Below are 12,582 nucleotides of genomic sequence, written 5' to 3'. Positions count from 1 at the left end.
GGTTGTGTCAACAGAATCAGACGCGGTCGGTCAGCGCGGACCGTCGAAGCACTTCCGGAACCAGTCCGCCGCAAGGGCTGCGACCTTGTCGCGCAGTGCTGCATCGCCATACATATGGTCCGCCCCCGCGATGATCTCGAGCGTCGCCCGGTCGTTCCTGGCTTTCGCCGCGCGGGCGTTCCACACCGGGATGATTTCGTCCCGGTCGCCGTGGACGATCAGAAGGGGAGGGGCGAGCGACGCGATGGTCTGGAGGATGTCGTATCGGGCGGCGTCCTCGAAGAAAGCGCCGGGAAGTTCCAGGCGGCGGCCCCTGCTCTGAAAGGCCACCCGACCGGTTTCCCTCAGTTCGGAGATCTGTTCGGACGTAAAGCCGCCTTCGGGGTCCAGACCGCCCAAGCGCCCGGAAAACGCGCAGATGCCGTCGACGGTTTCCATCCGGGAGCCGGCCAGGATCGAAACGGCGGCCCCCATGCTGTGGCCGGCGAGACCGAACCGGGATATCCCCCTGTCTGAAAGGAAGCGCTGTGCCTGCGTCATCTCCCGGATATGGCGGGTATAGGCGGTGTTGATAAAATCGCCGCCGCTCTGCCCGTTTCCGGAAAAATCGAACCGAAGGGAAGCAATCCCCCGCTCCGCCAGTTTCGTGGCCGTATCCCTCAGGATGGAGGTATGCCTGGAGCAGGTAAAGCAATGGCCGAAAATGACACCCTCCGGGGCGGGCTGCGCCGGAAGGTGAAGGGTTCCGGCCAGGGTTTCACCTTCAAGGTTTTTGAAATAAACGATTTCTTCCATGCTGCTCCTGCCGGGTGCGTTCCCGGCTGTCCGCGAGGCACCGCAGGCGGCTCGCGGATGCCTGCCGCCTCACCCCGCCATCTGCTCCGCAACGCTGGCGAACGCCCGGGTGACGGGCGACTCCTTGTAGGTCTCCTGGTAACAGGTGCCGGAATCGCCGCAGGCCACGATTTTGGGTTCGAAGGGTATCCTGCCCAGGAACCGGATGCCGAAGTCCCGGGCGGTCTTCTCGCCGCCGCCGGTGCCGAACACATCGATGGCTTCACCGCAATGAGGGCATGCAAACCCGCTCATGTTTTCGATGAGGCCGAAGATCTCCATCTTGATGGTCCTGCAGAAATTGATGGACTTTCGAACATCCGCCAGGGAAACCTCCTGGGGCGTGGTGACGATGACCGCTTTCGCGCCCGAAATCGTCTGGGCCACGCTCAGGGGTTCATCGCCGGTCCCCGGAGGCGAGTCGATGATCAGATAATCCAGCTCGCCCCACTCCACGTCCGATATGAACTGGCGTATGACCGAGTGCTTCATGGGTCCCCGCCAGATGATGGCGTCGTCTTTGCTGGCGCTGAGCGATTCGATGGAGACCGCCGACAGGTTATCGGAGTAGGCCAGCGGCGTGAGCTTCCGGTTGGCGTTGATGCCCAGCATCTCTTTCTGGATACCCAGCATTCTGGGCACGTCCGGCCCGTGGATGTCCACATCCATGATGCCCACCTTGTAGCCTTTTTTGGCAAGCGCCATGGCGATATTGACCGACACGCTCGTCTTTCCCACGCCGCCTTTGCCGCTCATGACCAAGTATATATTCTTGATTTTGTCAAGAGAATCCTGGAGGGCCTCATCCTGTTCAGACTGTTTCTGCTTTTGCTCGGACGATTTACATCCGCCGCCGGTGATCATTTCCATTTTACATCTCCCTGAATTGAAAAATTAGGCTTCTCAAAGCCTCTGCACGGGGCTACGGGAACTGCCCGGCGCCAAACGAAAAAGAGACGGAAATCCACTGCAAGGGGTCCCCGTCAATGGCTCTTTCCGCCTCTTGTCACCGTCCGGGAGGGCTCCGCACTGCCCGGACAACGCAACACACCATTTCAGGCCGCACCGGGGAAATGGCTTCCCCCCGGAGGCAGACCAGTCTGTTTCAGCGCCATCGCAAGCGGGAATATAATCTCTTGCGCCCCCGTTTTCAACCTTGACCCCGACCCGCGGGATCATGCCTTTGCTTATTCGGAAACGCGGTGGAAATACTGGCTCTTGCAGGCCGGGCAATTTTCGGGTTTTCCGGTGCCTAAAGGTTCATCCCACTTGTATTTGCACTCATCGCAGATGAAAATTCGGTTGTCTTCCATAATCGTGTAATTGCCGCCGTCCACGTTGATGGCCTTTCCGTTGATCAGCGCGTCGGCAATCACCTTTCTGGCCCGCTGGATGATTCTCCCGAAGGTCGCCCGGGAAACCCCCATGCGTTGTCCGGCTTCTTCGTAGGACAGGCCCAAAAGGTCGGACAGTCGAATCGACTCCCGCTCATCCACCGTCAGGGAGACCTCCTCGAGGTCCACCATGGGGATGCCCCTCGGCTTGAAATAACTGATTTCCGGATTGAACGCCACCAGCCGATTTTTTTTCGGTCTCACCATATATCGTCTCCTTTTTAAAGAGATAAAACGCCTGCGTCAATGCATGATATCCAAACACCTTCTGGAATATGTACTATAATAATATCTCAAAATATAGTCCGATTTTTGAATTGTAAAGCGGTTTTCAAGAAAAAAATCTATTTTCCCCGGATGCCGGGCCAGGCTCCGGGCAGCTCCGTCAGCGACCCTCCCGATGCCCCTGCCGCGGCCCTTCGAAAAATAGTCTTGCGATTTATCTTGGGAGTCGTTAAATTGATTTGAGACGATGTACCGGAGCTTATGTTCCTCACGAATTTTTTTGGAGAATGCGCAAAAGAGCCATGCTTTGCCGACAGCATCGGAAGGGAATCCCGGTTTGAAGCCTGATCTGACGACCCACATTGGGGGGGTCGCCCTCAAAAACCCTGTCATGACCGCTTCGGGCACCTTCGGATATGGGCGGGAGTATTCACTCCTCGTCGACCTCAACCGGCTGGGGGCGATCATCGTCAAGGGGCTCTCCCTTTTTCCCTCCAAAGGCAACCCGCCCCCCCGGATCGCCGAAACCCCGTGCGGGATGCTCAATGCCATCGGCCTTGAAAATGTCGGATTCGAGGCCTTTGTCGAGAGAAAGCTGCCTTTCCTGAAAACACTGGAGACGCCGACGTGGGTCAACATTTACGGAAAAACCATCGAGGAATACGCTGCACTGGCGGAGAGAGTCGAAGCGGTTGACGGGATCGCGGGCATCGAACTCAATATCTCGTGCCCCAACGTCAAGACCGGCGGCATCGCCTTCGGCGTCGATGAACAGATGGCCCGAGACGTGGTCCGGGCGGTCCGGTCCAGGACCTCGCGGCCCCTGATGGTGAAGCTCTCGCCCAATGTGACGGACATCACGAAGATCGCCCGGAGCGCCATCGACGGCGGCGCGGATGCCCTCTCCCTGATCAACACGATCACCGGCATGGCCATCGATGTCCACAGGCGCCGCTCCAGGATCGCCAACATCACGGGCGGCCTGTCCGGGCCGGCCATCAAACCCATCGCCCTCAGGATGGTCTGGCAGGTTGCGCGGATGAGCAGCGTACCGGTGGTCGGCATCGGGGGCATTTTTACCGCGGAGGATGCCCTGGAGTTCATCATCGCCGGCGCATCCGCGGTGCAGGTCGGCACCGCCAATTTCATCGATCCGACGGCGACATTGCAGATTGTCGAGGGCATCGAACGCTATATGGCGGATCATGGAATTTCCCGCTTGACAGAGCTGATCGGAAGCCTTGAAACTTAGTGTATACAATCCAGTCTGGAAAGGAGACGAAATGAAATTTGAAAGCATAAACGACATCATTGACTTTGCCATCCAAAGAGAGCAGGAAGCCGTGGATTTTTATCTGACGGCCAGCAAGGAGGAATCCATGTCCGGATCCAAGCAGATGCTTATCGAGTTCTCGGCCGAGGAAAAAAAGCATCGCAACATCCTTGAAGAACTGAAGTCAAAAGGATACGCCGAAGGCGTCGAGGACTACAAATTCAAATGGATCAAGGATATCAAGCGCAGCGACTACATGGACGACATGGTCTACAATCCCGGGATGGGCTATCGTGACATTCTGGCGATCGCCATCAAACGGGAAGAGAATGCCCTGAAGCTTTACAACAAGCTGCTGGCGGAGGCGGAATCGGAGAACGCCAAGAAGGTTTTCAAGATTCTCTGTCAGGAAGAGGCCAAACACAAACTCGGCCTGGAAACCATGTATGACGATCACATGGCCGAAATGGGAGATTAGTCTCCTGTTGATCCGGATGCCGTCATGTGGTGCCACGATCCCCCATACCTTGAAAGGCAGGGGGATTTTTGTTGCGAAAACGGGTTTGAAAGGTCCTGAAAGGAGTAGCTTCATGTTGAAACGGCTTGCCATCATCGGATGGATTGCGCTGGTGGTGTTTCCCACCCTGTCCTTTGCCGTGGACATCGGCGGTGTCACCCTCCCGGATTCCCTTACGGCGGGCAACGTGCCCCTGGTCCTGAACGGGGCCGGTCTGAGGGAGAAGTTTTTCGTCAAGGTCTACGCCGGGGCGCTGTATCTTCAGGAAAGAAGCGCGGACTCCCGGAAGATCATCGAAGCGGAGGAGCCCATGGCCATCCGCATGCATTTCATCCATGACGGGGTATCCAGCCGGAAGCTGATCGAAACCTGGAATGAGGGTTTCCAGCAGAGCACCGGCGGCAACATCGCCCCTATAGCGCCGCAGATCGAAAAATTCAATGCCTGCTTTTCGGAGGATGCCAGGTCGGGCGACATTTACGACATCATCTACACCCCCGGGCAGGGGGTTCGCGTCTACAACAAAAATCAGCTTCGCGGGGCCATTCAGGGGAATGCGTTCAAGAAATCCCTCTTCGCCATCTGGCTGGGCGAAAAACCCGCGGATAAAGGCCTCAAAGAGGGGATGCTCGGCAACTGACCGGAGCCTGAAAAGGTCATTGACCACATGGGAATCGCCGCGGATATCGTCCTCATCGTCGTGGCCGCCCTGATCGGGGGCATCATCGCCCAGAGGTTCAAACAGCCGCTCATCCTGGGCTACATCCTCGCGGGCATTGCGCTGGGGCCTCACACCGGCGGCGTCACCATCAGTGACATCCACGACATCGAAATGCTGGCGGAGATCGGGATCGCCCTGCTGCTTTTCGGTCTGGGCCTGGAGTTCTCGTTCGGCCACCTGAAGCCGGTCCGGAATATCGCCCTTTTCGGAACGCCGCTGCAGATGCTCCTGACGGCGGCCTTCGGCATCGGCATCGGCAGGGCGATGGGCTGGGAGTGGACCGTTTCGATCTGGTTCGGGGCGCTGATCTCCCTGTCCAGCACCATGGTGCTGCTGAAGACCCTCGAAAACCAGGGCCACAAAGGCACCCTGTCGAGCCGCGTCATGATCGGCATCCTGATCGTCCAGGACCTGGCCATCGTGCCCCTCATGATCATCCTGCCCCAGCTCAGCAATCCCGAAGCCGGGCTGCCCCTTCTGGGAATGGCCGCGCTCAAGGCCCTTGTTTTTCTCATCCTGATGATCGTCGTCGGCACCCGCATCATTCCCGGCATCATGAAGCAGGTGGCCAAATTAAACTCCCGGGAGCTGTTTCTCCTTGCCGCCACGGCCATGGGGCTGGGTGTCGGCTACGGCACCTACCTTTTCGGCCTCTCGTTCGCCTTCGGCGCCTTTGTCTCCGGCATGCTCCTGAGCGAGTCCGATTATGGATACCAGGCCCTGAGCGACATCATCCCCCTGAGGGACATCTTCAGCATCCTCTTTTTCACCTCCGTGGGCATGCTCTTCAATCCGCAGTTTCTGGTCGCCCATTTCAAGACCGTCCTCTTCCTCGTGGTTATCGTGATGACCGGGAAGGGCCTGATATTTGCGATGATAAGCCGGCTTTTCGGCTACGGGAACGTCATTCCCCTGGCCATGGGGCTTGGCCTGTCGCAGATCGGCGAGTTTTCCTTTGTTCTGGCAAGGGTCGGAATCAGCAATCATAGCTTTTCCATGGAATTCTATTCCCTGGTCCTGACCGTCACCATCATCACCATGTTCCTGACCCCCTTCATCTCCGGGCTTACCACGCCGCTGTATTCGCTCAAAAACCGCTATATGAAAGGCTTTCAGTTGGAGACCGTCAACCTGCCCGAGAACGGATTCAACCATCACATCGTGATCGCCGGCGGGGGCAGGGTCGGGAAATACGTTGCGGATGTCCTCCATCGCATCGGCAAAAGCTTCGTCATCATCGAATTCGACCATCGGCGCCTTGCGCCGATCAAGGCCCAGGGCTTTCCGCTCATTTACGGAGACGCTGCCCAGCCGGTCATCCTGGAGGCGGCGGAGGTGCACAAGGCCGAACTGCTCCTGATCACCACACCGGTGGCCGCCGTCTGCGAATGCATTGTGGCTCAGAGCCAAAAAATCACCTCAGGCATCCATATCGTGGCCAGCGCCGAGACCCCCGAGCAGATCCAATCCCTTCACGACCAGGGGGTCTATCATATCGTCCAGCCGGAATTTGAGGCGGGCCTCGAATTCACCCGGCAGGCCCTTCTCCATCTCGACATTCCCGCCGAGCGCATCCAGGCATTTACGGACGAGGTGCGGGAAGACCTCTACAAACCCCTTTACGATTCCCAAACGGAATACAAAACCATTATCCAGCTCCAGCACGCCTCGCGCCTCTTCGATCTGACCTGGATCAACCTGGGGGTGGAAAGTCGGATCCACGGCAGAAGCATCCAGGATTCCATGATTCGCACCGTCACCGGCGCAACCGTGGCGGGGATCCTGCGAAACGGCGTGCTCCATGCGAATCCCACACCCGATTTTTCCTTTGCGGACGGCGATATTGTCGGAATCATCGGACGAAAGGAGCAGCTCGCCGCCTTCCGTGAGCTGGCCGGGATATAGACCTTGATTTCAGCAGCCGGGCGACCTAAGTTTGTAATTGACGCAGCTGAATTGACCTGCCGCGGAAACCGGTTCCGCAGGCGCCCGGTTCACATGAGCACATACAAGAAAAAAGGAAAACCATGCGACAGGTTCGGCTCCTGATTCTGGCGGCCTTTCTGGTCTGCGGGTGCGCGGGGCACCCCGTGAAAAGCGAGGATGTCCTGCACGATATCTGCCGGGCGAATCATCTTTTTGACCTCTATCAGAAGGAGAGGCTCCGGTTCACCTTCAACGTCCGCCTGCCGGACAAGACGGTGAAGCGATCCTGGGAATGGCATATCCGATCCGGCGAAGTCTTCCTGAACGGGGAGGCCCACTCTCAGTCGGCCATGTTCGTCAATGACATCTACTGGCTCCTCTTCCCCCTCAAGGCCTGGGAAGACCGCGGTAAAACAGCGGTCACCGTGAACCGTCGCCGAACACCCCCCCTGGCGGGCCGGGAGCTCACGGAGGTCGTCGTCCGCTATGTGGACGGGAAAGGGTTCACCCCCAACGATGCCTACCGGCTCTATGTGGATGACAACCTGATGATCCGGGAGTGGGGCTATCTGAAGGAAGGCAGGGAGCCGCCGGCGCGGATGACGACCTGGGAAGATTACACGGATTTCGACGGCGTTTCGCTCTCGCTGCTTCGGGAAGGCCCCGCTGGATTCAGGGTGTGGTTTACCGATGTGGCCGTCGAGTAAACAACGGAACAGAGCGATTCCGAAAATTGACGGTTCCGCAAAAAGCCCGATATCTGCGTTACGCGTATCCCTCGTCACTGCGGCGTACGGGATGTATGCCTCATTCCTCGGGATTCTCAAGCCTTGATCTCGGGCTTTTTGCGAAACCGTCTGAAAATCGACTTTTTGCGAACGAATCAAAATCGACAGACGGGAGAAACCGGCCTTGGAAAGCGCATCACTGCACAGAATCATACGCTATCAACCTGGAAATACGCTTCTGACGGAAGAGCTGATGCTCATCGGCGAGGAGCCGCTGTCGATCCGCGTGGAGAATGCCCCTTACGCCGTGGTCATGCGGACCCCGGGGGACGAAAGATTTCTTGCCGCGGGATTCAGCCTCGCCGAGGGTCTGGTGGACGGAGTCGACGATTTCGCCACCCTCGGGTACTGCGAACAGATGGACCCCAACGTGATCGCCGTCGCCCTCACGCCCCGGCGCCGTCAAATGGTCGCCGACCTCCTGGAACGGCGCGGCTACATCAGCCAGACGAGCTGCGGCATCTGCGGAAAGGAGATGCTCCGGGACCTCACCCAGAAGATGGCCCCCAGCAAGGACAACACCAGGATTGACCTCAAAGAACTCCTGGATCGGATCAACGATGACCGTCTCCTGGACCACCAGAGCCTCTATCGCAAGACCAGCAGCGCCCACGGCGCGATATTGTTCAGCAGCGACCTGGAAATGACGGCGCTGGGCGAGGATGTGGGCCGACACAACGCGCTGGATAAGGCCATCGGCCGGGCCCTTCTGGAAAACACCCTCTCTTCGGTCTCCATTGCCGCGCTTTCCTCCAGGATCAGCTATGAACTGGTTCAGAAGGCCGCACGGGCGGGGATCCCCATCATCGTCAGCATGTCACGGCCCACGGCCCTGGCCGTTGACCTCAGCCGAAGAATGAACCTGACCCTGGCCTGCATCGCCAAGAACGGCGATCTCCTGATCCTGTGCGGTGAAGAGCGGCTCGTGAGGTGAAGGGCGGACGGGCCCCGCTATTTTCGAATCAGCCTTGCAACGGATTCGATATGGAAGGTATGGGGGAACATGTCCACCGGCTGGATCTCCGCAACATGGTAATGGCCGACCATCAAGGCCAGGTCCCGGGCCAGGGTCGCGGGGTTGCAGGAGACATAGACGATTTTCGGGGGGGCCATCTCGACGACCTGACGGACAACGTCCTGGTGCATGCCCACCCGGGGAGGGTCGATGATCATCACCTCCGGTTTTTCCGCAATCCCCGACAGCACCCCGCGGATGTCCCCGGACAGAAAGCGGCAGTTCCCGATGCCGTTGATCCGGCAGTTTTTCCGGGCGTCCATCACCGCGCTCTCGACAATCTCGATGCCCGTGACCGACCTTGCGGCATCCGACAGATAGATGCCGATGGTCCCGGTGCCGCAGTAGAGATCGAGGACGGTCTCGCAGCCGGTCAATGCCGCATACGCCTTGACGACATCATAGAGCTTTTCCGCCCCGCGGGTGTTGGTCTGGAAAAAGGAGTTGGCAGAAATCTCGAATTCATAGGGACCGATGCAATCCCGGATGGCGGTGTTTCCCAATAGCGGCACCTCGAATTCGCCCACCGCGATGCCCGCCTTCCGGGCCGTGACGTTGTTGACCACGGAGACGATCGCCGGAAATTCCGCCATGAGGCGTTCTGCGAGGGGATAAACCGCGTCCCGGCGGTCGCTTGCGGTGATGATGTTGGCCATCCAGCGATCGTGGGCGGCGGAGTGCCGGAGCATGAGAAAACGCCAGAACCCCTCGTGGGATTTCAGCCCGTAAACCGGCATCGCCGAACCCTTCATGAAGGCGCGGACCGTGTTCAGGATGGCGCTGCCCAGGCGGGGCTGGATCAGGCACGCCTCGATATCCAACACCTTGTGAAAGGTCCCCGGCACGTGCAGACCGATGGCGAATTCCGTATCATGGCTGCCGTCCGCCATCTCCGAGGGAAGAAGCCAGCGCCTGTCGGAACAGGAGAACTCCATCTTGTTGCGATATTCATAGATGGCGTCGGAAGGAATGGCGGGATGGACCGGGACCCCCTTGATGAGGCCGATGTGCTCCAGGGAATCCACCACATGCCGCCGTTTGTAGGCGAGCTGCATGGGATAGTCCAGGAACTGCCACTTGCATCCGCCGCAGAACCCGCTGTAGCGGCAGGGGGCGGCCAGGCGATGGGGGGAGGGGGTGATCCATTCGATCACGCGGCCTTCCGCATAGTTCTTCTTTTTTCGGACGATGCGGACCCTGACCCGATCCAGGGGGACCGTCTGGTCCACAAAGACGGCCAGTCCATCGACTTTGGCAATCCCCTTTCCCCCAAATGCGATGTCCGTAACGTCCAGATCGAGTTCCTGCCCTTTTTTGATGATCATCTCTTTACTCCGGTATTTGAATCTTGCCCGTCTTCGGCAAATGCAGTATAAGGAAGCAGCTCATATCGCACCCATAACGTAAATACAAGGAGGGTTTTTCTGATGCCGGAGGTGGAAAAAGCCAATGCCATCATCAAGGATATCGCCTTTTCCAGCGGCGACGTTCAACTCAAAGGGACCCTCCACCTGCCCATGCACGCCTCCTCGCCACCGGTCGTCATCGGCTCCCACGGGCTCTTCAGCGACCGCAACTCCCCGAAGCAGCGGGTTCTGGCGGATAAGTGCGCAACCCAGGGAATCGCCTTTTTCCGTTTCGACCACAGGGGATGCGGCGGGAGCGAAGGGGTCTTCAAGGATGTCACCAACCTTGAAAACCGTCGGAAAGACCTGTTGAGCGCCATTGCCGTTCTGCGGGAGATGGACGAGACCGGAAATACCCTGGGGCTTTTCGGCAGCAGCCTGGGGGGCGCCGTCGTGCTGTCCGTTGCGCTTGAAACCGGGGCGGGTGCGGTGGTGACCTACGCGGCCCCCTTGACCGGCGCCAGGATTGTGCAGATGCTCAAGAAGCGGGAAGACGCCATGGATCATCCCGAGGTCGATCCGGAAATGCTCCATTTCGATATTTCCGGAAAGATCGAGGGCATCACCGGCATCCTCATCATCCACGGCGATTCCGACACGATCGTGCCTCCCTCGGAGGCCCACCGGATATACACCAGGGCCAAAATGCCCAAACATTTGATCATGCTGAAGAACGGAGACCATCCCATGAGCCTGCCGGAGAACCAGGAAAAATTTGCCCGTGAAGCGGCCTCATGGTTCAAGGAGAGGATCAGGTAGGCTGCAACAGCCCGTTAAACGGAGGAGGGCAGGAGAAGACGCGTTCTCCTGCCCGGATAAACGGCTGAAACGGTTAACCGGCGGCCGGTTCGTTCGGCTTGATCCGGATCTCCACCCTGCGGTTCATCTGCCGCCCCTCGGGGGTGTCGTTCGTGGCAACGGGCTGGGTCTCTCCGTACCCAATGGAGGTCATCCGGGCGGGGGAGACCCCCCGCTGCAGGATCAGGTTTTTCACCGCCTCCGCGCGCCGCTCGGATAGCCTCTGGTTGTATTCGGCGCTGCCCGCGCTGTCCGTATGCCCCTGAACGATGATCTGCGTCTCGGGATACTGGACCATGACCTGGGCGATCCGGTCGATCTCGTTGTAAAGCCCTGGCCTCACGACGGTTGAATTGGTGTCGAAGGTCACATCCCCCTTCAGGGTGATCGCAAGGAGGTCCCCCTCACGAGTGACCTGGGCCGCCTCAGACTCGCCGAGCGCCTGCCGGAACTCCACTTCCTGCTTGTCCATATAATTTCCGACGCCGGCCCCCGCAAGGCCGCCGATGGCAGCCCCCACCGCCGCGCCGATGAGTGTGCCCTGGGTATTTCCGCCGATGAGTTGACCGGCCAGCGCACCGGCGGCAGCACCGCCCGCCGTACCGTAGAGCGCCCCCTTGCCGGTTTTGGTCTGAGGGGCGGCGCATCCCGCGGCCGCCATAGCTGTGGCAAGTAGAACAACGAGAATCTTTTTCATTGCGTCATGACCTCCTCTTTCAAGTCTTGAGAACCAGCGCTCATGCCCTTTCTCCCCAACGGCCCGGGTTGCCTGAGAGGCAAGCGATACGTATATGATCACTAATAGATCATCCTACAAGACGTGTCAACGCCGACGGTCGGCGCGATGCCGGGTCTTCAGCGTCACCGGGGGGAGCGGATATTGCGGCTCACTTCCGGGGCCGCAATGCCAAACTTGCGAAGATCGGCTTTACGGTATATAATGCGGCCGATTATGGAAGGTTGTCAAGTCGCAGAGGAGGGCTTGACGCGCCAAAGACAGCGCCCACAAGCTCTGAAGGGAGAAAATACATTGGAACAACACGATGTCACACTGTTTACGCCGTATCCGTTTCGTGTCGGTCAGAAGATTCACATCCAGGGAGGCCCGCGAAGAGGAGACTGGGAGGTGATCGGCGTGACCGATCACAAAGTGACCCTGAGGTGCCCCTTCAGCCTCAAGGAGTTCGCCTGGAGCCGGTTCTGCTATTTCATGGAAGAGCGGAAGGCGGTGGAATGGCCCCAAAAGGATTGAAGCCCGTCCTCCATCGACGATGCGCTCGTCACCTGCTGCTGGCCGCTGTGGCTTCGCTGGCCGTGGCATGCAGCACCGTGACGGCCGGCAATGGGGGCCAGGGATCGACTTTCTCGCCCTTGAACGGGCTGGTAGCCTTTTACCGGGGTCCGTTGAATCACCTCTCCGCCGTCCGCCATGGGGAATGCCCCATGGTTCCGTCCTGCTCCGAGTATGCGCGCGAGGCGATGGAAAGGCACGGAGAACTGGTGGGCTGGATGATGGCCACCGATCGCCTGATGCGATGCGGCCGAGATGAAACGCGCCACTCCCCCAGGGTGAAAATCCACGGGGAGTGGCGCTACTATGATCCGGTGGATCGAAACGATTTCTGGTGGCACGATGCCGCGACCCTCTCCCGTCGGGACGAACCCCGTCCAAAATGATGCCGGGA

14 protein-coding genes are annotated in these 12,582 nt (G+C 58.9%); 9 read left to right on the top strand and 5 right to left on the bottom strand.

What is annotated here, in order from left to right:
- Positions 1 to 30: 30 nt before the first annotated feature.
- The 3 genes from ACEW8N_RS17540 to ACEW8N_RS17530 form a co-directional block, all read right to left on the bottom strand.
- Positions 31 to 795, bottom strand: a complete 765-nt coding sequence (locus tag ACEW8N_RS17540; protein ID WP_373501151.1) for an alpha/beta hydrolase — start codon at positions 793 to 795, stop codon at positions 31 to 33.
- A 69-nt stretch (positions 796 to 864) separates the two neighbouring features.
- Positions 865 to 1,704, bottom strand: coding sequence for a P-loop NTPase (locus ACEW8N_RS17535; RefSeq protein WP_373501150.1), 840 nt, complete (start codon positions 1,702 to 1,704; stop codon positions 865 to 867).
- A 317-nt stretch (positions 1,705 to 2,021) separates the two neighbouring features.
- Positions 2,022 to 2,435: a DUF134 domain-containing protein gene (locus tag ACEW8N_RS17530; RefSeq protein WP_373501149.1), complete on the bottom strand. Its 414-nt coding sequence runs from the start codon at positions 2,433 to 2,435 to the stop codon at positions 2,022 to 2,024.
- 355 nt (positions 2,436 to 2,790) lie between these two features.
- On the opposite strand from ACEW8N_RS17530, the gene ACEW8N_RS17525 reads away from it, so the two are divergent.
- The 6 genes from ACEW8N_RS17525 (at position 2,791) to fdhD (ending at position 8,612) form a co-directional block, all read left to right on the top strand.
- Complete coding sequence (locus ACEW8N_RS17525; RefSeq protein ID WP_373501148.1) at positions 2,791 to 3,705, top strand: dihydroorotate dehydrogenase; 915 nt, start codon at positions 2,791 to 2,793, stop codon at positions 3,703 to 3,705.
- Between the two features lie 31 nt (positions 3,706 to 3,736).
- The gene (locus ACEW8N_RS17520) at positions 3,737 to 4,204 is read left to right on the top strand and encodes a ferritin family protein (protein WP_373501147.1); all 468 of its coding nucleotides are present in this window, start codon (positions 3,737 to 3,739) and stop codon (positions 4,202 to 4,204) included.
- Between the two features lie 112 nt (positions 4,205 to 4,316).
- The gene (locus ACEW8N_RS17515) at positions 4,317 to 4,883 is read left to right on the top strand and encodes a chalcone isomerase family protein (RefSeq protein WP_373501146.1); all 567 of its coding nucleotides are present in this window, start codon (positions 4,317 to 4,319) and stop codon (positions 4,881 to 4,883) included.
- A 27-nt stretch (positions 4,884 to 4,910) separates the two neighbouring features.
- Positions 4,911 to 6,869: a cation:proton antiporter gene (locus ACEW8N_RS17510; protein WP_373501145.1), complete on the top strand. Its 1,959-nt coding sequence runs from the start codon at positions 4,911 to 4,913 to the stop codon at positions 6,867 to 6,869.
- A 122-nt stretch (positions 6,870 to 6,991) separates the two neighbouring features.
- Entirely contained in the window at positions 6,992 to 7,597 is a 606-nt protein-coding gene (locus tag ACEW8N_RS17505) for a hypothetical protein (protein WP_373501144.1), read from the top strand.
- Positions 7,598 to 7,802: 205 nt separating this feature from the next.
- Positions 7,803 to 8,612, top strand: coding sequence for a formate dehydrogenase accessory sulfurtransferase FdhD (gene fdhD / locus ACEW8N_RS17500; protein ID WP_373501143.1), 810 nt, complete (start codon positions 7,803 to 7,805; stop codon positions 8,610 to 8,612).
- Between the two features lie 17 nt (positions 8,613 to 8,629).
- Here the strand turns inward: fdhD and rlmD are convergent, their stop codons facing one another.
- The gene (rlmD, locus tag ACEW8N_RS17495) at positions 8,630 to 10,018 is read right to left on the bottom strand and encodes a 23S rRNA (uracil(1939)-C(5))-methyltransferase RlmD (protein ID WP_373501142.1); all 1,389 of its coding nucleotides are present in this window, start codon (positions 10,016 to 10,018) and stop codon (positions 8,630 to 8,632) included.
- 102 nt (positions 10,019 to 10,120) lie between these two features.
- Here rlmD and ACEW8N_RS17490 point away from each other — a divergent pair, with 102 nt between their 5' ends.
- On the top strand, positions 10,121 to 10,858 hold the full coding sequence (locus ACEW8N_RS17490) for an alpha/beta hydrolase (RefSeq protein ID WP_373501141.1): 738 nt from the start codon (positions 10,121 to 10,123) through the stop codon (positions 10,856 to 10,858).
- A gap of 73 nt (positions 10,859 to 10,931) precedes the next feature.
- Here ACEW8N_RS17490 and ACEW8N_RS17485 read toward each other — a convergent pair whose 3' ends face one another.
- Entirely contained in the window at positions 10,932 to 11,594 is a 663-nt protein-coding gene (locus ACEW8N_RS17485) for an OmpA family protein (protein ID WP_373501140.1), read from the bottom strand.
- Positions 11,595 to 11,927: 333 nt separating this feature from the next.
- Here ACEW8N_RS17485 and ACEW8N_RS17480 point away from each other — a divergent pair, with 333 nt between their 5' ends.
- Positions 11,928 to 12,149, top strand: coding sequence for a hypothetical protein (locus ACEW8N_RS17480; protein WP_373501139.1), 222 nt, complete (start codon positions 11,928 to 11,930; stop codon positions 12,147 to 12,149).
- On the top strand, positions 12,131 to 12,574 hold the full coding sequence (gene yidD / locus ACEW8N_RS17475; RefSeq protein WP_373501138.1) for a membrane protein insertion efficiency factor YidD: 444 nt from the start codon (positions 12,131 to 12,133) through the stop codon (positions 12,572 to 12,574). The genes ACEW8N_RS17480 and yidD overlap by 19 nt, the downstream gene beginning before the upstream one ends.
- Positions 12,575 to 12,582 lie beyond the last annotated feature (8 nt).

Source organism: Desulfococcus sp., from assembly GCF_041737845.1.
Lineage (GTDB): Bacteria > Desulfobacterota > Desulfobacteria > Desulfobacterales > Desulfococcaceae > Desulfococcus.
This window is presented reverse-complemented; position numbering and strand designations above follow the sequence as displayed.